The following is a 19,308-nucleotide window of genomic DNA, read 5'->3' on the forward strand; positions in this document are numbered from 1 at the left end:
CTCTACCAGACATCGCAGTTCAACACGACAATCCGGATGCCCACATTCGCCGCCGGGACACTTCGGAGGATGGCGCGCCCGATCCGAACGAGCTGCTCAACTCATTGACCTCAAGCGACTGCCGGTCATACGCGGCACTGCTGCGATCAGACTCGGTCAGCGTCCGCCGCGGCGCAATCCTGCAGCGCCCGCATCACGTCGTTCCGCGAAATAATGCCGGCAAGCCGCTGCTCGCTGTCGAGCACTGGCATGCTGCGGAGTCGGTGGTTGACCATCAGCTCCAGCACGCGGGTCAGCCTGGTTTCGGGAGCGACATAAATGAATTCCGCTATCATCAGATCAACGGCGGTCCGCTGCATCAGGTCGCGGTAGCGCGGGATGATGCGCACCGGCGTGAAAACGAAGCAGGACAGGTAGTCAAACTTGGAGATGACGCCGACCACCTGCGATGCGTCCATGACCGGATAGGCGTTGAAATCTTGCTTCTCGAAGAGATCGCCGAGTTCGCACATCGTCATATCGCGCGCAACCGTCCTAGGCTCGCGCGTCATGTAATCGGCAACCGTCTGCTCGAGAAACTTGTACAAGGCGAAATCCTCGCTGTCGATGGCGCCACTTCAAGCACGCGGCGCGGCCGCGCATATTGAGCGAGGTCAAACGGATGAAATCAGCGCGATCGTACATATTTTCTAGCCCTTGAGTGGGGCCGGGCATTCGGCCCATAATCGGGAAAATCTCAACCGAGATCCGCGCTCCGGAATTGGAAAAGGACAATTGAGCGGCATAGCCCCCTTCCCGTGTGACGACGGCAGCCACGATCAGCGCTTTCGGCTGGGTGCCGAGGGCGCTGGCGTCGGCGGCTGGGATATCGATCTGTCCACCAGGGAGTTGTCCTGGTCGAATATCGCGCGAAAACTGTTCGGCGTTTCCAATGCCGCTGCGGTCAGTTACGACCTGTTCCTTTCGCTGCTCGAGCCTGAGGACCGCGAGCGAACCGACCAGGCGATCTCCCGTTCACGCGAGACCGGCGCCTCGTTTGACCTCTCCTACCGGCTAAGACGCGAGGACGGCGGCAGCCATTGGGTTCGCGCCCGCGGCAGCGTCATCAGGGACAAGGATGGCATTCCGTCCCACCTTTCCGGCGTCGTGCTCGACCTCGACGAGGAGAAGCGGCTCGAGGAGGACCTGCGCACGCGCGAACGGCACCTGCAGTTGATACTGGAGACCATCCCGGACGCGATGATCGTCATCGACGGCAGGGGCATCATGCAGTTCTTCTCGAGCGCGGCGGAGCGGCAGTTCGGCTACGTCCAGAGCGAGGCAATCGGGCAGAATGTCAGCATCCTGATGCCCGAGCCCGACCGTTCACGCCATGACGGCTATATGGCGCGATACGTCGCCACCGGCGAACGGCACATCATCGGCATCGGCCGCATCGTCACCGGTCAGCGCAAGGACGGCACCACCTTCCCGATGCACCTGTCGATCGGTGAGATGCAATCCGGCGGCATGCCCTATTTTACCGGCTTCGTCCGCGACCTCACCGAGCATCAGCAGACCCAGGCGCGGCTGCAGGAATTGCAGTCGGAGCTCGTCCACATGTCACGGCTGAGCGCGATGGGAGAGATGGGTTCTGCATTGGCACATGAGCTTAACCAGCCGCTTGCTGCCATCAGCAACTACGTGAAGGGCTCGCGCCGGCTGCTTGCCGCGAGCCCCGATCCGAACCGCGCTAGAATCGAGAACGCGATGGATCGCGCCGCGGAACAGGCGATCCGCGCCGGGCAGATCATCCGGCGGCTGCGCGATTTCGTCGCCCGCGGCGAATCCGAAAAGCGCGTCGAGAGCCTTTCGAAGATGATCGAAGAAGCCGGCGCGCTTGGCCTAGCCGGTGCGCGCGAACAGGACGTGCGGATCCGCTTCAGCCTGGACCCGCAGCATGACCATGTCCTGGTCGACCGTGTCCAGATCCAGCAGGTGCTGGTCAATCTGTTCCGCAACGCGCTGGAAGCCATGGCCCAGTCCGCACGGCGCGAGCTCATCGTCTCTAACCGGCCGATCGACGGGGACATGACCGAAGTCTCGGTGTTCGACACCGGTCACGGATTCCCCGAAGATGTGGAGAAGCACCTGTTCCAGACCTTCTTTACGACCAAAGAAACCGGCATGGGGGTCGGGCTGTCGATCAGCCGCTCCATCATCGAGGCCCATGGCGGCAGGATGTGGGCCGAATCTGATCACGCAGGCGGCACGACGTTTCGCTTCACCCTGCCGGCGGCACCCAACGAGAGTTTGACAGATGGCAACTAGAGGAAATGTCTACGTCATCGACGATGATGAGGCGATGCGTGACTCGCTGCACTTCTTGCTCGATTCCGCGGATTTTGAGGTCAGTCTGTTCGAGACGGCGCAGAAATTCCTCGATCACCTTTCCACCATCGAATTCGGCTGTGTGGTCTCGGATGTCCGCATGCCCGGCATCGATGGCGTCGAGTTGCTTAAGCGCCTCAAGGTGAGCCGCGCCTCCTTGGCCGTCATCATCATGACCGGCCATGGCGACATCCCCCTCGCCGTCGAGGCGATGAAACTCGGTGCGGTTGATTTCCTGGAGAAGCCGTTCGAGGATGATCGCCTGGTCGCGATGATCGACGCCGCGCTCCGGCAGGCTGAAGCCGGCGCCCGCGACGAGGCAATGACGCAGGACATCGCCGCGCGGGTCGCCTCGCTGAGCCCGCGCGAGCGGCAGGTGATGGAGGGATTGGTGGCTGGCCTGTCCAATAAGATGATCGCAAGCGACTACAATATCAGCCCGCGCACCATCGAGGTCTACCGAGCCAACGTGATGACCAAGATGCAGGCTTCGAGTCTTTCGGAACTCGTCCGCCTCGCCATGCGAGCCCGGGCGCTTAAAGATTGAGCTGAATCAAGTCGGCCCCGCTGGAAGGCCTTATGGATGCTCTGATCGACCGCATGGCTGAAAGCCGCATAAACCTGTGATGCCCTCACCTAACAGAACGCCCCTTGTCTACGTCGTCGATGATGACACCGACGTGCTCGGATCGCTGCGTTTTCTCCTGGAAACCGACGGTTTTTGTGTACGCACTTTCCGCAGCGGCGAGGCGCTCCTGAACGCCATGACTATGGGCGGCGCCGATTGCTTCGTGATCGACTACAAGATGCCGGGCATGAGCGGCATCGACCTTGCCAGTCTCTTGCGCCGGCGCGATATCGATACGCCGATCATCCTGATCACCGGTCACCCAGACGCGTCCATTCCGGCCAAAGCAGCAGTCGCCGGTATTCGCCATGTGCTGGTCAAGCCGCATGTCGAGGACAGCCTTTCCTCCCATATCTGGGACGCGATCAACACGGAGCGGCCCTCTGCGTCCTGAAAACCGGCACGGCTCCGGGATTCTACGTAAGGCATTGCCCCTAAGGCATGAAGCGAAATTTCCCAGCCGTTTTGTTCCACTTACCAATTCGCCATCCGCTGCACAGGAGATGGCTCATGCTCACCCGATCGATCGCCCAGTCCCTCAACGTAAACCGAGCCGCTCCCGGCGCGTTTGGGCCTGTCGAACCGTTTTTCGGCCTCACAGGCCATGCTGGCCTGATCGGCACGGAGTTCACCTACCGCAAGGACGAGGAAATCTACGGTGAGGACGAGCCGGCGGGGTATGTTTACCAGGTCGTTCGCGGCGCGGGGCGCACCTACAAGCTGCTGTCCGACGGACGTCGTCAAATCGGCGCGTTCCATTTGCCTGGCGACGTGTTCGGGCTGGAGTCCAGCACCAAGCACCGCCTGGCCGCCGAAGCCATCATCGACAGCACCGTGCGCCTGGTGAAGCGCCGCAGCCTCGAACAGGCGGCCGGCACCGACGTCCGGGTCGCCCACAAGCTCTGGACCATGACGGCTGATGACCTCAAGCGCGCCGAGGAGCACATCCTGCTGCTTGGTCGCAAAAGCGCGATGGAACGAGTCGCCAATTTCCTCCTGGAGATGGATCGCCGCCTTACGGTGGCCGGCACGATGGCGCTCCCGATGTGCCGCCGCGACATCGGCGATTATCTCGGGCTTACGCTGGAAACGGTATCACGTGCCCTGTCGCAATTGAACGACGAAGGCGTGCTGGGCTTTTCCGGTGCCCGCCAGATCGTCCTGCGCAACCGCCAGCGCCTGCGCAACATGGATGTCTGATCGGCCTCATATGGCCAAGCCAAGTCGAGCGAATTCAGGTTGGCCGATGTAAATAAGCAGTCGCTCCAACCTGAAACGTTCCGGCGTGTTGACGAAGATCAAGGCATGCCGGTCGTGAGGCCAAAACAATGCGCAGGCTATAGATGTCGCCAAACGAAAGTTTTTGCGAGATGCATGTCGTTCGCAATTAGACGTTGCATCCGACCGGCTCGAGGTAACGGGAGCGCAGCCGACGGGAGATCGCAATTAAGCGATCGCCGCCTCGCCTCCGCCCGCCTGGTCCGCGAGCAGGAGCTTGATGTTGCACCGCCTGCCGAGACCTGGCCACCTACCTTGCGAGGTAACCGCTAATGCCTGTCAGAAAATATAAGGACTATGCTCGGTCCTGATGAAAAGGCGTGATTGCGGGGCGACTGGGATTGCGGGTTCATGGAGTGGGAGAAGCTAGAGGCGCTTTGGAACGCCCGCGATGATAAGAAAGCCTTCGTATGGCGGCCGGGAATGAATCTGCCCAAGTCTCTATGATCAACCAATCACGACCTTTTCGGCTCGACTACGTCCGGTCCTGCGGTCTACACCGATTTCATAGCTGACGCGGTCTCCTTGCTTGGGCGTTACACCGGGCAACAAGCTGCTCACGTGGAAGAATAGGTCTTCACCGCCGGTATCAGGCGCTATAAAGCCGAAACCCTTATCGTCCTTAAACAGCTTCACCTTGCCTTGGGGCATGTTCTTCTCTCCGAATCACATAAATTAACAGTGTATCAGATCATTAAACTTGACAGACCTGCTCGCCTCAAGTGATTTGCGGAATTAGGATTAGCTTTAGTGCGCCAGCTCCGCCGCGTTGAGCCGTGATAGCAATGCAGCCGGCAATTTCTCACGACGCCGCCCGCAATTCACGGGCAGCGGCGACCATATTGATGAGCGCGGGACGCACCTCATCCCATCGGCGCGTTCTCAGGCCGCAATCGGGATTGATCCAGAGCTGCGCATCGGAAAGCCGCTGCCGCGCCAGCGCAATGAGGTTCTTCATCTCGGCCGCGTCCGGCACGCGCGGCGAATGGATGTCGTAAACGCCGGGTCCGATCTCGTTCGGATATTTGTAGCTCTTGAAGGCGTCAAGCAGTTGCATCTTTGACCGCAACGTCTCGATCGAGATGACGTCGGCATCCATTGCCGCGATCGCATCGATGATGTCGTTGAACTCGGAATAACACATATCGGTGTGGATCTGGGTCTCGTCGGCCACGCCCGACGAGCAAATGCGGAAGCTGTCTACGGCCCAGCCGAGGTAGGTCTTCCATTGTGACTTGCGCAGCGGCAATCCTTCTCGGAGCGCAGCCTCGTCAATCTGGATCATCATCGCGCCGGACCTCTCGAGGTCGATCACCTCGTCACGGATCGCTAGCGCGATCTGACGGCATGCTTCGCTCCGTGGAATATCATCACGGACGAACGACCAGTTCAGGATCGTCACCGGTCCTGTCAGCATCGCCTTCAGTGGCTTCTTGGTCAGCGATTGCGCGTAGCGCCACCACTCCACCGCCATCGGCTTCGGCCGGGAGATATCGCCAAACAGGATGGGCGGCCGGACACAACGCGAGCCGTAGGACTGAACCCAACCATGCTTGGTGAATGCGAAGCCGGACAGCTGCTCGCCGAAATACTGCACCATGTCATTGCGCTCGAACTCGCCATGCACGAGAACGTCGAGACCGATGTCTTCCTGCCAGCGCACCGCGCGTGCCGTCTCCTCTTTGAGAAACTGCTCGTATTGTGCGTCGCTCATCGTTCCCCGCGCATGGGCCGCGCGGGCGTTGCGAACTTCCGCCATCTGCGGGAACGATCCGATCGTCGTCGAGGGAAATGTCGGCAATCCGAACCGCGCGCGCTGAACCTCGGCGCGCCGGGCGAAAGAACTGCGACGGCGCCGCATGCTATCATCGATTGCAGCCATTCGCTTGGCGACGTTCGCATTGTGAACGTTGGGCGACGTTTCGCACGCGACGGCCGCGCCTGCTGAGGCCGCAAGTACATCCGCCGCTTCCTCCCAGCCTTTAGCCAGCACGCCTCCCAACGTTGCGAGTTCTCCGATCTTCTGGACGGAGAAAGCAAGCCAGCTTTTCACGTCGGGATCGAGATCGGTCTCGAGATCGAGGTCGATCGGGACATGAAGCAGCGAGCATGAGGGTGCAATCTGCACGCGGTCCTCGCCAAGCTTGCGACGGCAGGTTCGAACCGGTCGAGCACCGCTGGAAGGTTCGAACGCCAGACATTGCGGCCATCGACGACGCCGAGAGAGAGGACAATATCCCTTCGAGCGTCGGCGACAATCGGGCTCAACTGCTCTGGGGCGCGGACCAGGTCGATGTGAAGGCCCGCAACCGGCAACGTCAAAGCGGTTTCCAGGTTGTGGCCGATCGTTCCAAAATGGGTAGCGAGCATGATCTTGAGGTCGGGAACCTTCTTGGCCAAGTGGGCGTAGGTCCGGCGCAGCGCGTCGCGTGTAGCGTCGTCGAGGTCCAGGACCAGACATGGCTCGTCCAGCTACACCCACTCGGCGCCCCTTAGGGTGAGTTCGCGGAGAACATCTACATAGACCGGCAGCAGCCTATCAAGGAGCAACAGCGGATCGAATGCAGGATCTGCGCTCTTGCCGAGCTTCAGAAAGGTGACCGGACCAACCAGCACCGGGCGCGTCTGACAACCCAGGCTTTTCGCCTCTTCATACTCCTCGATCGGCTTGCGAGAGGAAAGCGTGAAGGTCTGGTCCTTGTGAAATTCCGGCACCATGTAGTGATAATTGGTGTCGAACCATTTGGTCATCTCCTGCGCTGCGGCGCCGTGCTCGGCGTGACCGCAATTCGCATCATGGTCATCGCGCTGTGCGCCCCGTGCCATCGCAAAGTAGGTCTTGAGCGAAACAGGGCCTGCGCTCCAACCGTAAATTTCCGGAATGGCACCGACCATCACGCTGACATCGAGCACATGGTCATAAAGCGAGAAGTCGTTTGAAGGAATTACGGTTACGCCGAGCGATTTCTGCCGCGCGCGAAGCGCAGCCGCAGCCTCAAGAAGCTGCGTTTCGTCAGACTTTCCGGCCCAATAGCTCTCGAGCGCGAGTTTGAGTTCGCGGCGCGGACCGATGCGCGGCGTGCCGAGGGTAGCGACAGGAATCGAGAGAAGAGACATAGCTTCAACCCTATGTTGGGAGCAAAGGCCATGGCGGACGCGTGCAGAAAAAGCCGCCGAAGCGGCAACTGCTTGGCGCACCACCGGGACACCCCGCCCGTGGACGAATATGTTGTCGGGCCAGGTCTCCCGGCTCGCGGGTCGTCGCTGCTATCCGGCCTTCCCGAAGCCGCGTCGCTTCAGTGACTTCTATTGGACAGCGGCTCGCCGCTTACAGTTGCGGGGGCAGCGCCGGCATCGCACCGGCTTCCCTCTTAGCTCCGGATCAATCCGGAGAGCCTCGACATCTCCGATTACCTGCAAGAGGGGCCGTTCCGTTCGGTTCTCGGGAGCGATCGTCTGGACAACGGAGGCATCTAGCGCCTCGTCGTCGTGCGGCCCGATCGTCGCATAGAGTTCGGCGCGCGTCTGGATTCGATCGACAATCTTGTGGGTGCCGCGGTCGCGCGATCGCAGCTTACAGATCTTCCTGCGCCTTGTTAGCCACCCGCAGCGCAGACACCGGCCAGATCACCATTGAATAGTTACCTCGAATTCTGCCACCGCAAAGCAACGGCGTCTTGCCGAAGGCGGTCATGTTGGCGAGCAGCGGCACGCCCGGCATCCGCTCGGCAAAGGCAGGAACATTTCCGCGGTGTTGAGCGCGCCGGGAAAATCGGTAGGCGCCCGCCTCCAACTCTGCACGCGCTTATGTGCTGTATCGCGAGGCACACCCATATCTTTGCCGAAAGTACCGTCGCATCGCCGTACCCATGCAGTGACGTAGCCATTGCCCGAGGGTTGCCCACCTGCGCGCATCTCTATCCCCTGCATCCGCTCCGCGACCACCTTGGCCAAAAACGCCCGTTCAGGCATGACTGCCGCATCACCTTTCAGGCCCTTGCTTGAAAGTTACGGGCAACCCCGATCTCGTGGCCTTCGAGCGGCATGTCATCCATTCCGTCGTCTGCGGACTTGAACCATCCACCGTCGCACTCCGAAACGACCATTTTGCCTGCGCCATATTCCGCGTGACGCTTCGCCAGGTGCAGGCCTTGGAGCAGACATCGGCAGTGCTTGCGGCTTGGCTGTCGGCCTGGGACGAGCTCGGTCCGGTGGACGCCGACGACCCATCGATGCGCTACATTGACATTCCTATCGGCCTGTAGCTGCTCAAGATTCTGAATTCGCAGTGTACTTTACATACAGACTATAATAGATCACCGAAACCCGTGACGAGTGTCGCCGAGATGACCATCCCCCCTGAACAACGAAGGGAAACGGTGACCTCCCTAGGCATCCGGGCTTATCGCGGTAGACCGACCGATGCGTTGAGCTGCACGCTGCGTCCAGTTGATCATCTTTGCACAAAAGATGCGACACATGCGCAAAAATCACCGCCAAACGGCGCAAGAACTCGAGTATTCGATCATTTGTTCGCGCGACTAGAGACGACTAAAAGGGCATCTCTTAACACTGATGTTCTCACAAGCTTGGAGCTCTCGGTGAGTGATCGATCTACTCATCTCGATGCTCCTTCAGCGGCCCCTTGGGGCGTTTCCTCCCTGACTTGGCCGCGCGTAACATTCGCGCGGCCTTTTTTCTGCCTCCAGCAAGAGATTGACTTGCAGGATTCAATGGGCTTTGAACGCAAAAACGCATGGTGCGAGTAGGTTCCCGCGCAGATCCAGGGTCATTAGCCCCTTGGAAGAGTTGTTCGTAAATGCCGGCGTACGGTCACCCATCCAATTTTCGATTTGATTTCAAGAATAGGACGCCTCCGCAAGGCCGGCGATTGACGTCCTCGTAATGTAATAAGCCGCCTCCGCGTCTTCGGGCGAGCGGCTCTGCAAGAAAGGTTGCGGTCGGGTATCTTCAAGCGGACTCCAGAGCGTCGCTCATGTATATCGAGTTCACGAAATCGGCCACATCGAACCGTGAGCCGCCAGATCCGTCGGAATACTTCCAGACGACCAATTAGTTGCGCCGTGCTTTGTCATCTGAGACCGTCGGTCTCCTCCGTCTGTCATACCGTTCCGCTAGGTCCAGCAGCCTTTTTCTGGTGAAAGGGTCTGCCTTGTCCGCTAGATCGCGAATGATCTGGGCCCGGTCCTTTAAAAACTGCTCATCCACGAAAACACCTATCCAGTGCAAGTTTCCGTTTTTTTAGCACTCAGTCGTTTGGTTCTCATCGGCTTTCCTTCCCTGCACTTTTGATCCACCCATGACATTAACGCTCTGAGGGGTGAGGCCGAGACGGTTCGTCATAGGAATTTCGGAATCGACCAGGCACGCGCCATTTCGACACGCTTGGCACCACCCTTGAGCTTCACGGCGTCGCTGCCACGCTGAAGGAAGCCTCCGGCGTTCCGCCAGAAGCAAGGCATAGGTCTGGCCTGTGTGCGCGCAACCGCATCTAAGTAATAATTCCCATGGCCACTGACCGGCACTGTGTTTGCCGAATCCGAGGCGGACGTTGCCAACGCTATCTCCGGCCAGGATGACGTCGACGATGCGTGTCGTAATAGCCTCGTACGCTGTGCCCAGGCGACACGACGTCCCTCCACTGTCCGCCGCTGCAGCATTGGATAGCGACACGTTCAAGAGGCTGCTCCGAACTGTGGCTCATTTTAGATCCCGGTCGATCGCTCGCCCCGTATCCCTGCAGCCAGTGATTCCTAGGGAAGTCGAGAGAAAACCGTCAATGGTAGAGGGAAGGAAGGATCTTGCCTCTCCAAAATTGGAGAACTACGCACAAACGTTAGTCGTCGCGCAACCATCTCTGTCGCCAATGCCCATCGCAGCGTCCGGGGATTGCTCACGAAGGCTCCTGGTCCGACGCGGGCAGATCCAGCAAACCAAACGGGATCCAGGCCAGAAAAGGCCAGAAGAAATAGAAGGATGCGACCGCTCGATAGGGCGCGGTCGAGTAAACTTCGTCGCGCGACAGCTCAGCCGCAGCACGCTTGTTCATCCTGTAAGCAGTGAAGTCGATGATTGTTGCCGACGTGTCTGTCACTTGATGCTTCCATGCTACTCTAGCGTCACACCGAATTCTAATGAGAAGTTTGTCAACTCCGCTAATGCGCTTCTGCCGCGCGCCTGTCTCCCGCGACTCGGTGCCACATTTAAGCCGCTCGCAACCAGCGAAGCCATTTGTGGTCGGCCTCCCGCCGCGCCTTGAAGTGGTCGACGCATTTGTTCGAACAAAGGGCCGTTCGCCAGCAGTAGTAGCGGATCAGCCCGAACTTTCCGCCGCATATCGCACAGCACCTCACTGGACCGTAGTAGGGAATATGGGAGCTGTTGCGCATTTTCGCCTCCTATCGGCGTTAGGTGGATAGCCCCTGCACTTTCTTCGCCTCAGCGCCACGCCCGCACGTGAAATGCCGCGTCGGCGATGCCAGGTCTCGCGGTAGGTACGGGCGCTGGGGGCAAGAGTTTGACCCTGATGTGCGCTTCCCTGGTGAAGCGACGGCTCAATCGGAGTCCTTCGCTGAGATTTCCAATCTGTAACGAATATTTTCGTCTTGATTGATGCAATGAGCGGCGCGTTGACGGTTAAATCCTGCGCTCGCACGCGTTTCTTCGACCGATTTCAACTGGCCTTGCTGATGGGGTGCGTGTGCTAGCACTCGCCCCGATCTCGTCGCTGCCACCTCGTGCTTTGCGGTGTCAAAGGGCGGCAATCCGATTTTTATCTCCAGCTGCTCGAAATGCATGGTCACTGTGGGCTGGGTGAGATGTAGATTTTTTGCGGCTGCCTAGGCGAATCCGAGGTGTTCGCGTTCCTTAGAGAACGTGCGGAGACGTTTAATGGTGGCTACACGCACCAAGCGCGTCCTCAAGCCTGCGCATCGGCAGAATCCCTGATGGCGGCATAGATTTGGTCAAGATCTATCGCCGTGACGCAATAAGGCGGCATCACATAGATCGTGTTGCCGAGCGGCCGCAGCAGCAGATTACGGGCTTTAAAGAAAGCCTGAAGCTTCGGACCGATGCCCGCGAGATAGCCCGCATCATTCGTTTTCAGATCGAGTGCTGTAATGGTACCAGTTTGACGGATGTTTGCAAAGCGAGGGTCGGCGCGGAATGGCTCAATTGCCTGCTCTTGCATCGTGGCGACCGATGCAACACGTTGGCGAGTTTCCTGATCTTGCCAGAGATCCAAGTTGGCCTTTGCGGCGGCGCAGGCTACAGGATTCGCGGTATATGAACTCGAATGAAAGAACGTACGCGTACGATCTTTCGAATAGTGTGCGTCGAAAATATCTGCGCGGCAGAGTGTCACGGCGAGCGGAAGCGCCCCTCCCGTAAGTCCCTTCGAATAGCAGGCAATATCGGGCGTGACATTGGCCTGCTCACAGGCAAATAACGTTCCGGTGCGGCCCCAGCCCGTCATGACCTCGTCGGCAATGAACAGGACATCCGAGGCCTCGCAGATCCGCTTCATCTCTCTTAGCACCCAGGCTGGGTACATCAGCATCCCGCCTGCCCCCAATATCAGAGGCTCCACAATAAAGGCGGCCGGCATTTCGTTTCGACATGCGGACTCGAGCGCGTCGAGCGTCGCCTGCTCACGACCTCCCGCGGGGAATGGGATTGAGGTGACGTCGAACAGCAGCGGCCCATACGCAGCGTTGAACACGCCTCGGGCACCGACCGACATCGCCCCAACCGTATCGCCGTGGTAGGAATCTTGCATCACGATGATGCGTATTCGCTGTTTGCCGATATTATGCCAGTAGCCGAGTGCCATTTTTAAGGCCACTTCCACACTGGCTGAGCCACTGTCGGAGAAGAAGACATGGTCGAGGCCGCGGGGTGCCAGTTTCAAGAGTAGCGCCGCAACCTCCTCGGCCGGATCGTGGGTATAGCCGGCGAAGATGATCTGGTTGAGCTTGCCTGCCTGTTCCCGGATGGCGCTCACGATATGTGGATGGCAATGACCATGCGTCACGACCCACCAGGATGAGATTGCATCGATGATGCGGCGACCATCGGCGGTGTGGAGATAGGCCCCTTCACCACGCACAACCTTTGTCATCTCGTTTTGAAGCGCGTGTTGCGTGAACGGATGCCAGATCGGCGACTTCGTCTTTGGCATCATGGCTTGAAATCATCACCGCGGAATGAGGTTTTGAACGCGGCCTGCAGCGTGTCTGCCGTGAGAGGAGAAAGCCAGGGCAATCGCCCTAACCAACGCACTCGCCCGATCTCGCAAATTGCGCTCTCAGTCTCAGAATTTCTCTCGCCAATGAACGCAATCCCAAGAAGCTCGATCTGGCGCTTTCGCAGAGCCTCTATCGACAGCAGCGAGTGATTAATGGTGCCCAGCGCTGTTCTTGCGCAAAGCACGACTGGAAGCCGCCATCGCTCAAAGACGTCAGCATAAACTGCGCCGAGACTCAGCGGCACCATCAGCCCGCCGGCACCCTCGATCACTAGCGGTCGTTCCCCGGTATCCGGCACATCCAGCGAATCCGCGTCAATGCGAACTCCATCAATTTCGGCGGAATGATAGGGCGAAGCGGGCGTTCGAAGGCGGTAAAGCTCCGGCACGATGCGATCGGCTGAGAGGCTGCCCAGCCGTGCGACGAGCTCCGTGTCGGTCTCCCCTTCGAGGCCGGCCTGAATCGGTTTCCAATAGTTCGCGCCGAGGAGATCGGCGAGTCCCGCAGAAAAAACCGTTTTTCCGATCCCGGTATCTGTGCCTATTACTACGATCCGCTGACTCATCGAGATTCACCTCTCGTCTCCTCTATGAGAGCATCGAGCATCGCGCGCACGTCATCCTCCACAACGTTGAGTGTCAGTGAAATTCGTAAACGGGCTGTGCCCGCCGGCACAGTTGGCGGCCGGATTCCGCGGATATCGAAGCCGCGAGCCTGCAGCCTCGATGCAAGCCGCATCGCACGCGAGTTGTCGCCAACAATATAGGGCACGATCTGCGAGTCCGAAGTATTTCGCAAACCGCGCACGCCGATCTCCCGATGCGTGAATGCGACCAGGTTGGCCAAACGTTGCTGACGCTCGGGTTCCTGCTGCAGGATCAAGATTGCCTCGCGCACGGCGACAGCCGTCAAGGGTGATGGCGCCGTGGCGTAGATAAACGGACGGCAGCGATTGATCATAAAGTCGCGCAGCACGCCGGAGGCAGTGACAAGCGCGCCGGCCGTACCCAGCGCCTTGCCGCAGGTATGAACGACCAAGAGATTTTCGCGCCTTTCATGGGGCGCGGTGAGTCCTCGTCCCTGCTCGCCGTAAACGCCTGTGGCATGAGCCTCATCCACCATCAGGAATGCATCGTGCCGGTCCGCAATCGCGACCAGCTCTTCGAGCGGCGCGAAATCGCCATCCATGCTGTAGAGACTTTCGACCACGATCCAGACGCGGCCCGTTCCGCCTTCCCGCCAGTCACGAATTATATTTTCGATCGACTGGAGGTCGTTATGGGCGCTTATCCGAAACTCGGCCCGGCCAGCTCGCGCCCCTTCATGAATACTCGCGTGCACGAGCGAATCGAGAACAAGCAAATCGCCCCGCTGCGGCAGCGTTGTTAGGATAGCAAAGTTTGCGACATAACCGCCGCTAAAGAAAAGCGCCGTCTCTGCCCCAAAGAACCTGGCAGCTTCTGCTTCGAGAACTTCGTGCTCCTCGCAATTGCCGCGGAGAAGCCGCGACCCGCCAGCGCCGATTGGTGTGCCGGCCTCGAGCGCGGCCATGAGAGCCTTTTTCATACGCGGCGCGCTCGCGAGCGCCAGATAATCGTTCGATGCGAAATCAATTCCCGCGCGCCGCCTGAGACTCCGCAGGCGATTGTCGTGTTTCAGGACATGCAAGGCCGCGACATAATCGGCAACTTTGGCCGCGTGGTTCGCGTTCATTCTTCACTCCAGGGTCACGATCCATCGCGCAAGAATTCCATTAGCCGCTAAGAACAACTGCTTCAGCAGCGACCTTAGCTTTCAACGTGACAAGATGCGATTTTCTCCGTCAACCAGCACAACACGCGGCCTGAAGATTTTTGCTTCCGCCTCATCAAAGGAGGCATATGCAACGATAATAATTTTGTCTCCGGGCATCGCGAGCCGCGCAGCCGCACCGTTCAAATCTATGGCGCCAGACCCGCGGGGCGCTTCCATCACCTCGGTGGCGAAACTCGCTCCGGTTTCGATGTTGTAGATTTCGACGCGCTCGTTGATCAGGAATCCCGCCGCGTCCAGCAGCGCCCGATCAATCGAAATCGAACCTTCAAGGTACAGATCGGCTTCGGTTACCGAGGCGCGATGGATTTTGCCTTTCATCAACGTAATCTGCATTTCTCACCTAAGCCGGAGTTTGCGCACAGCGCCCGTTTAGCTGTTTTCAATCAGGCAAGCCCGGACGTGATGCCGAGCCGGCGCAACAAACTCGCGTCGCGGTCGCGCTGCGGGTTCTTGGTGGTCAACAGTACATCGCCGATAAAGATCGAATTTGCGCCGGCCAAAAAGCACAGCGCCTGCAATTCGTCGGTCATGTACTGCCGTCCGGCGGATAACCGCACCACGCTCTTCGGCATCATGATTCGGGCCGTCGCTATCAGGCGCACCAGCGCGATCGGATTGGGGCGCTCCGCGGTGTCATAGACCGGTACGCCCGTGACCTCGTTCCATAGATTGATTGGCACGCTTTGCGGATGGCTCGGCAGATTGGCGAGCAGGACGAGCATGCCGAGCCGGTCCTCGAGGCGCTCGCCCATGCCGATAATGCCGCCACTGCACACCTTGATGCCGGCATCGCGGACGTGCGCAAGTGTGTCGACGCGGTCCTGCAGGGTGCGGGTGGTGATGATTTTGTCGTAGAACTCCGGCGAGGTGTCAACGTTGTGATTGTAGAAGTCGAGACCGGCCTCAGAGAGCCGTGCGGCCTGCTTAGGCGTCAGCATGCCGAGCGTGACGCAGGTTTCCATGCCAAGCCCTTTGACCGCGGTGACCATGTCGCAGACCTGATCGAGATCGCGATCTTTTGGACCGCGCCAGGCGGCGGCCATGCAGAAGCGAGTCGCGCCGGCATCCTTGGCGCGCTGCGCAGTGGCGACCACATCGGCGCGATCCATCAGGCGGGTGGCTTTCAGGCTGGTGTCGTAGTGCGCGCTCTGCGCGCAGTAGCCGCAGTCTTCCGGACAACCGCCGGTCTTGATGCTGAGCAGGCTTGCTGTTTCGACGCGGTTTGGATCGAAGTTATCGCGATGAACGCTCTGCGCCTGAAACATCAGGTCGGCAAACGGCAGGCCATAAAGCGCGCCGGCCTCGGCTCGCTCCCAGTCACTTCGGACCGGCACGCCGTTGCCCCTGTCATTCCCTTCTACTCCCACGACAGCAACCATATAACTTGCCTTCCCAATTTTTAATAGATAAGGACGTCGATTATTTATTATGCGTGCCCGTCCGTCCGTTGGACCCTTTCTATGCGTTCTCCAGGACGAACATAAAGATGTGTCAACGCTCAAAGGCCCCGGAAATCTGCCCGGATTGCAGAAAATCTGCAAAAAGAGGCCATTCCCGATTGCTACGGCCGAGTCGTCGCGCACGGCCGGCGCATAATTTGATAGATAATCTATGAAGGACGGCGAGAACACGACGATGGCGGGTCGCATTGCAGCGGCAATCGCTGCGCGCATTATCAGCGGCGCGCTGCAACCAGACGCCCCACTCCGGCAGGATCATTTCGCGCGAGAATTCAACTCCAGCCACGTCCCGGTGCGCGAGGCGTTTCGGCAACTTCAGGCCCAACAGCTTGTCGTCGGCGTGCCCCGTCGCGGTGTGCGGGTTGCTCCGCTCGATACCAATTCGGTGAAGGAGATCGCCGAGATGCGTGCCGCGCTCGAAGTGGTCGCGCTGCGCAATGCGGCGCCAAAGCTCACCTCTAGACATTTGGCACGGATCGAGCTTGCCCTGATTGAAGGAGACAATGCCCAAACGATTCAGGACTTTGAAATGGCCAACCGCGCCTTTCACCACGCGCTGGTGGCGCCCTGCGCGATGCCGCGCCTGCTCGCGAGCCTCGACGGACTACAGCTTGCCAATTCACGAGTCGTGTTCGCGGTGGCGCGCAGTAGCGGCTGGCGACCGCGGTCCAATCAGGATCACCGCCTGATTCTGCAAGCCCTGCGAGTGCGCAACACCGACCAGGCCTGTAGTCTGCTCGCGCGCCACATTCAAACGATTGAGCGCCTGGCCCTTCCCGCGTCCTGACCAGGAATGAGATTTGGCGAGTTGCGTTGCCGACCGCGGGCGAAGCGTAAGAGCGTCAAACCTTCGACCGTCTTGCCGCGCGAGGCGGCTTGCGGCCGCCCGCCGTTGCAGCGGGCTCGTTCCTAAGCTAGTTATGCGACCTCCTTGCGACATCACTCCTTAAGGCCATCCATGATTCGTCACATCGTCTTGTTCAGCGCCAAAGATCAGGCCCATATCGACCAAATCATCGAAGGCCTTTCGCTTCTCACCACAATCCCGCATGCACGCCGGCTCGAGGTTGCGCGCAACCGCAAGACCGACCAGCTTGGCAACGAGATCGACGTGGTGGTTTATGGTGAGTTCGACAACGAGACGGAGCTCGCAGCATACAAAGCGCACGATCTCTACCAGGAATCGGTCAGGCGGGTACGATCCCTCCGGGAGCTGCGGTTCGCGGCCGACTATAATGTAGCCACAGATGCGCGGTTCGCCTCGACGGCAGCGGTAAGCCAAGGTAGTGGGCGCTTCGGGTCCACCGGCGGGGGTTAACCTGGCAATCGATCTCAAGACCTTGCCGGGCCAGACGAGCATCGCTCTCGTCGGGGTGGGGATTCGTAATCGGAGCGCGTCTCACCAGCACGCCAATCGTCGGTGAGTGACAAGGCGATGCACGTCCGCGAACTGCAGTGGATTGAGCCTGTCACCGCGATGCGCTGTCTCGCGCATCGACCGCACCTGACGTTCCTCGATAGCGCTGCACCGCAGCTGCTCGGGCGCTACTCCTATATGGCCTGCGACCCCTTCAGCACCTATATGGTCGCGGACGGACAGGCGAGTTGCAACGGAGAGACTCTTGCGGGCAATCCGTGGCGAGCTCTTCGCACCCTGCTCGCCAGGTACCGCGAAGAGCATCGTCCCGATCTGCCGCCGTTCCAGGGTGGTGCGGCTGGCTTCTTTGCTTATGATCTGAACAGGACACTGGAGCGACTGCCCGCGCCGGCAATTTCCGGTCAGAGGTTGCCGCAATCCATCCTGCATTTCTATGATGTGGTCATCAGCTTCGACCGCCGTGACGAAAAATGCTGGCTCGTCTCGACCGGATGGCCGGAGCAGGATCTCGCACGACGGCGCGAGCGTGCGCGCCGTCGGGCCGATGAGTTTGCAGCGCGGCTCGCCGGCCCAAGGGCGCCGCGGAATGACCTCCTCGCCACAGCGGGCGCATGGCATTCGAACTTCAGCCGTGAGGGCTACATTGCGGCGGTGCAGCGCGTCATCGACTTGATTCTGGCTGGCGACATCTTCCAAGCGAACATTGCGCAGCGCTTCAGCGCCCGCCTGTCGAGCTCATTTGATCCGCTGGCTTTCTATTGTCGGCTGCGGTCGTTGAACCCGGCCCCCTTTGCGGCCCTCCTGCGCTATGGCAGGCTGACTATTGCCTCGAGCTCGCCAGAACGATTCCTCAAACTTAATGGACGGCAGGTCGAAACGCGCCCGATCAAGGGCACGATCGCGCGCTCCGCTGATTCCAAGGACGACCGGCGCCGCGCTGAACTCCTCCTCGCGTCCGAAAAGGACCGTGCCGAGAACACGATGATCGTCGACCTCCTGCGCAACGATCTGTCACGCGTTTGCACGCCGCAGTCGGTCGAGGTTCCAGCGCTGTGTGCCCTGGAATCCTATGCCTCAGTGCACCACCTCGTGTCGACCGTGACGGGTGAACTTGCCGGAGATGAAGACGCCGTCACCTTACTGCGAGCGTGCTTTCCCGGCGGCTCCATCACCGGGGCGCCCAAGGTGCGATCGATGGAAATTATTGCGGAGATCGAGCGGGTGGCGCGAGAGGTCTATTGCGGGGCGATCGGCTTTATCGGCTTCAACGGGCACATGGATACGAACATTGCGATCCGCACGGTCACATTCGACGATGACTTGGCTGTGTTTTGTGCAGGGAGCGGGATCACGGCGATGTCGGATCCAGAGGCCGAATACGAGGAGACGCTCGCCAAGGCGCAGCGAATCTTTGACGCATTTCGTGCTGGGAGCTGTGGTGCATTTTGATTGTCATCATCGACAACTACGACTCTTTTGTCTTCAACATTGCCCGCTATTTCCGCAAGCTAGGTGCAGCAACGGCAGTGATACGGAACGACGCCGTCAGCGTCAGCGACCTTGCCGGCCTCAAGCCGCGCGCCGTGGTCCTCTCCCCTGGTCCCTGCACACCACTTCAGGCCGGAATCTCGACCGCCGTCATCCGCGAACTGTCAGGTCGCGTCCCAATTCTGGGCATCTGTCTCGGACACCAGTGCATTGGGAGCGCGTTCGGCGGACGCGTGGCGCGTGCACGTCGTCCCATGCACGGCCGGTCCTCATACGTAGCTCATGACGGTCGCGGACTGTTCAAGGACCTTTCGTCCCCACTTTGCGTTGGACGCTACCATTCGCTTGTTGTTGAGCTCGACGGGTCATGCGCACCTCAACTCGCAGTGACAGCGCGTTCGGACGAAGGCGAGATCATGGCCCTCGCACATCGCTCTCACCCGACCTATGGCGTGCAGTTCCACCCGGAATCGATACTCACTCAACAAGGGCAGCTGCTACTGATGAACTTCTTGCGACTCGCAGAGACTCGTAGATCGTAAGGATATCGGAGAGCGTGTCGCACAATTGCCAGCTGGACGCACGGAAGCGAATTCGTCAGCTTCTGCGGGTCTGATAGGT

19 protein-coding genes, 3 pseudogenes and 1 riboswitch are annotated in these 19,308 nt (G+C 59.6%); of the genes and pseudogenes, 10 read left to right on the plus strand and 12 right to left on the minus strand.

Features of this window, described 5'->3' with window-relative positions; genetic code table 11:
* Nucleotides 1-146 precede the first annotated feature (146 nt).
* Nucleotides 147-587 (minus strand): HPP family protein, encoded by a 441-nt coding sequence (locus ACFXS9_RS04370; protein ID WP_057846722.1) that lies wholly within the window; start codon nucleotides 585-587, stop codon nucleotides 147-149.
* 187 nt (nucleotides 588-774) lie between these two features.
* Between ACFXS9_RS04370 and fixL the strand changes: the two genes are divergently transcribed.
* From fixL to ACFXS9_RS04390, 4 genes are all read left to right on the plus strand, one after another.
* A complete protein-coding gene (fixL, locus tag ACFXS9_RS04375; protein WP_392685439.1) occupies nucleotides 775-2,310 on the plus strand; it encodes a sensor protein FixL in 1,536 nt (511 codons plus the stop codon).
* Entirely contained in the window at nucleotides 2,300-2,917 is a 618-nt protein-coding gene (fixJ, locus tag ACFXS9_RS04380) for a response regulator FixJ (RefSeq protein ID WP_057846721.1), read from the plus strand. The genes fixL and fixJ overlap by 11 nt, the downstream gene beginning before the upstream one ends.
* Before the next feature lie 79 nt (nucleotides 2,918-2,996).
* Nucleotides 2,997-3,392, plus strand: a complete 396-nt coding sequence (locus ACFXS9_RS04385) for a response regulator (RefSeq protein WP_057846736.1) — start codon at nucleotides 2,997-2,999, stop codon at nucleotides 3,390-3,392.
* Between the two features lie 116 nt (nucleotides 3,393-3,508).
* Complete coding sequence (locus tag ACFXS9_RS04390; protein WP_057846720.1) at nucleotides 3,509-4,198, plus strand: helix-turn-helix domain-containing protein; 690 nt, start codon at nucleotides 3,509-3,511, stop codon at nucleotides 4,196-4,198.
* Between the two features lie 525 nt (nucleotides 4,199-4,723).
* On the opposite strand, the gene ACFXS9_RS04395 is transcribed toward ACFXS9_RS04390, so the two are convergent.
* The 3 genes and pseudogenes from ACFXS9_RS04395 to ACFXS9_RS04405 form a co-directional block, all read right to left on the minus strand.
* Nucleotides 4,724-4,927: a cold-shock protein gene (locus ACFXS9_RS04395; RefSeq protein ID WP_057846719.1), complete on the minus strand. Its 204-nt coding sequence runs from the start codon at nucleotides 4,925-4,927 to the stop codon at nucleotides 4,724-4,726.
* A 151-nt stretch (nucleotides 4,928-5,078) separates the two neighbouring features.
* Nucleotides 5,079-7,393, minus strand: a pseudogene (gene metE / locus ACFXS9_RS04400) (5-methyltetrahydropteroyltriglutamate--homocysteine S-methyltransferase).
* Between the two features lie 101 nt (nucleotides 7,394-7,494).
* Nucleotides 7,495-7,690, minus strand: a riboswitch (cobalamin riboswitch).
* A gap of 160 nt (nucleotides 7,691-7,850) precedes the next feature.
* Nucleotides 7,851-8,069: a hypothetical protein gene (locus ACFXS9_RS04405; protein WP_197427507.1), complete on the minus strand. Its 219-nt coding sequence runs from the start codon at nucleotides 8,067-8,069 to the stop codon at nucleotides 7,851-7,853.
* A 14-nt stretch (nucleotides 8,070-8,083) separates the two neighbouring features.
* Between ACFXS9_RS04405 and ACFXS9_RS04410 the strand changes: the two genes are divergently transcribed.
* Nucleotides 8,084-8,281, plus strand: a complete 198-nt coding sequence (locus tag ACFXS9_RS04410) for a DUF6925 family protein (protein WP_374226579.1) — start codon at nucleotides 8,084-8,086, stop codon at nucleotides 8,279-8,281.
* Nucleotides 8,278-8,541, plus strand: coding sequence for a hypothetical protein (locus ACFXS9_RS04415; RefSeq protein ID WP_145963731.1), 264 nt, complete (start codon nucleotides 8,278-8,280; stop codon nucleotides 8,539-8,541). Before ACFXS9_RS04410 ends, ACFXS9_RS04415 begins: the two co-directional genes overlap by 4 nt.
* Nucleotides 8,542-9,571: 1,030 nt before the next feature.
* Here the strand turns inward: ACFXS9_RS04415 and ACFXS9_RS04420 are convergent.
* The 8 genes and pseudogenes from ACFXS9_RS04420 to bioB form a co-directional block, all read right to left on the minus strand.
* Nucleotides 9,572-10,001: pseudogene (locus tag ACFXS9_RS04420) on the minus strand (3-methyl-2-oxobutanoate hydroxymethyltransferase); the annotation flags it as partial.
* Between the two features lie 189 nt (nucleotides 10,002-10,190).
* Nucleotides 10,191-10,391: a hypothetical protein gene (locus ACFXS9_RS04425; RefSeq protein WP_145963732.1), complete on the minus strand. Its 201-nt coding sequence runs from the start codon at nucleotides 10,389-10,391 to the stop codon at nucleotides 10,191-10,193.
* 460 nt (nucleotides 10,392-10,851) lie between these two features.
* Nucleotides 10,852-11,124 (minus strand): annotated as a pseudogene (locus ACFXS9_RS04430) (hypothetical protein); the annotation flags it as partial.
* Between the two features lie 92 nt (nucleotides 11,125-11,216).
* Nucleotides 11,217-12,482, minus strand: coding sequence for an adenosylmethionine--8-amino-7-oxononanoate transaminase (locus ACFXS9_RS04435; protein ID WP_057846716.1), 1,266 nt, complete (start codon nucleotides 12,480-12,482; stop codon nucleotides 11,217-11,219).
* A complete protein-coding gene (gene bioD, locus ACFXS9_RS04440) occupies nucleotides 12,479-13,111 on the minus strand; it encodes a dethiobiotin synthase (protein ID WP_057846715.1) in 633 nt (210 codons plus the stop codon). Before bioD ends, ACFXS9_RS04435 begins: the two co-directional genes overlap by 4 nt.
* Entirely contained in the window at nucleotides 13,108-14,259 is a 1,152-nt protein-coding gene (locus ACFXS9_RS04445; protein WP_392685449.1) for an 8-amino-7-oxononanoate synthase, read from the minus strand. The genes bioD and ACFXS9_RS04445 overlap by 4 nt, the downstream gene beginning before the upstream one ends.
* 81 nt (nucleotides 14,260-14,340) lie before the next feature.
* The gene (gene panD, locus ACFXS9_RS04450; protein ID WP_057846713.1) at nucleotides 14,341-14,694 is read right to left on the minus strand and encodes an aspartate 1-decarboxylase; all 354 of its coding nucleotides are present in this window, start codon (nucleotides 14,692-14,694) and stop codon (nucleotides 14,341-14,343) included.
* Between the two features lie 50 nt (nucleotides 14,695-14,744).
* Nucleotides 14,745-15,740, minus strand: a complete 996-nt coding sequence (gene bioB, locus ACFXS9_RS04455) for a biotin synthase BioB (RefSeq protein ID WP_057846712.1) — start codon at nucleotides 15,738-15,740, stop codon at nucleotides 14,745-14,747.
* 232 nt (nucleotides 15,741-15,972) lie between these two features.
* Between bioB and ACFXS9_RS04460 the strand changes: the two genes are divergently transcribed.
* The 4 genes from ACFXS9_RS04460 (at nucleotide 15,973) to ACFXS9_RS04475 (ending at nucleotide 19,229) form a co-directional block, all read left to right on the plus strand.
* Nucleotides 15,973-16,608: a GntR family transcriptional regulator gene (locus ACFXS9_RS04460; protein WP_057846711.1), complete on the plus strand. Its 636-nt coding sequence runs from the start codon at nucleotides 15,973-15,975 to the stop codon at nucleotides 16,606-16,608.
* Nucleotides 16,609-16,779: 171 nt separating this feature from the next.
* Nucleotides 16,780-17,139 carry a Dabb family protein gene (locus tag ACFXS9_RS04465; RefSeq protein WP_057846710.1) on the plus strand — a complete coding sequence of 120 codons (360 nt, stop codon included), beginning with the start codon at nucleotides 16,780-16,782 and terminating at the stop codon, nucleotides 17,137-17,139.
* Nucleotides 17,140-17,256: 117 nt separating this feature from the next.
* On the plus strand, nucleotides 17,257-18,648 hold the full coding sequence (gene pabB / locus ACFXS9_RS04470) for an aminodeoxychorismate synthase component I (protein ID WP_392687266.1): 1,392 nt from the start codon (nucleotides 17,257-17,259) through the stop codon (nucleotides 18,646-18,648).
* On the plus strand, nucleotides 18,645-19,229 hold the full coding sequence (locus ACFXS9_RS04475) for an aminodeoxychorismate/anthranilate synthase component II (RefSeq protein WP_057846708.1): 585 nt from the start codon (nucleotides 18,645-18,647) through the stop codon (nucleotides 19,227-19,229). The genes pabB and ACFXS9_RS04475 overlap by 4 nt, the downstream gene beginning before the upstream one ends.
* The last annotated feature ends 79 nt before the right edge of the window (nucleotides 19,230-19,308 follow it).

Origin of the sequence: Bradyrhizobium sp. RDI18, assembly GCF_043203335.1 — a bacterium.
GTDB classification, from domain to species: Bacteria; Pseudomonadota; Alphaproteobacteria; order Rhizobiales; family Xanthobacteraceae; genus Bradyrhizobium; species Bradyrhizobium retamae.

Excerpts from the sequence above, each read along its gene's own strand:
- ACFXS9_RS04460 (WP_057846711.1), top strand. The coding sequence starts at position 15,973 with ATGAAGGACGGCGAGAACACGACGATGGCGGGTCGCATTGCAGCGGCA.
- ACFXS9_RS04435 (WP_057846716.1), bottom strand. The coding sequence starts at position 12,482 with ATGATGCCAAAGACGAAGTCGCCGATCTGGCATCCGTTCACGCAACAC.
- pabB (WP_392687266.1), top strand. The coding sequence starts at position 17,257 with ATGCACGTCCGCGAACTGCAGTGGATTGAGCCTGTCACCGCGATGCGC.
- ACFXS9_RS04390 (WP_057846720.1), top strand. The coding sequence starts at position 3,509 with ATGCTCACCCGATCGATCGCCCAGTCCCTCAACGTAAACCGAGCCGCT.
- bioB (WP_057846712.1), bottom strand. The coding sequence starts at position 15,740 with ATGGTTGCTGTCGTGGGAGTAGAAGGGAATGACAGGGGCAACGGCGTG.
- bioD (WP_057846715.1), bottom strand. The coding sequence starts at position 13,111 with ATGAGTCAGCGGATCGTAGTAATAGGCACAGATACCGGGATCGGAAAA.
- ACFXS9_RS04445 (WP_392685449.1), bottom strand. The coding sequence starts at position 14,259 with ATGAACGCGAACCACGCGGCCAAAGTTGCCGATTATGTCGCGGCCTTG.
- fixJ (WP_057846721.1), top strand. The coding sequence starts at position 2,300 with ATGGCAACTAGAGGAAATGTCTACGTCATCGACGATGATGAGGCGATG.
- ACFXS9_RS04395 (WP_057846719.1), bottom strand. The coding sequence starts at position 4,927 with ATGCCCCAAGGCAAGGTGAAGCTGTTTAAGGACGATAAGGGTTTCGGC.
- ACFXS9_RS04465 (WP_057846710.1), top strand. The coding sequence starts at position 16,780 with ATGATTCGTCACATCGTCTTGTTCAGCGCCAAAGATCAGGCCCATATC.
- panD (WP_057846713.1), bottom strand. The coding sequence starts at position 14,694 with ATGCAGATTACGTTGATGAAAGGCAAAATCCATCGCGCCTCGGTAACC.
- ACFXS9_RS04410 (WP_374226579.1), top strand. The coding sequence starts at position 8,084 with ATGTGCTGTATCGCGAGGCACACCCATATCTTTGCCGAAAGTACCGTC.
- ACFXS9_RS04385 (WP_057846736.1), top strand. The coding sequence starts at position 2,997 with ATGCCCTCACCTAACAGAACGCCCCTTGTCTACGTCGTCGATGATGAC.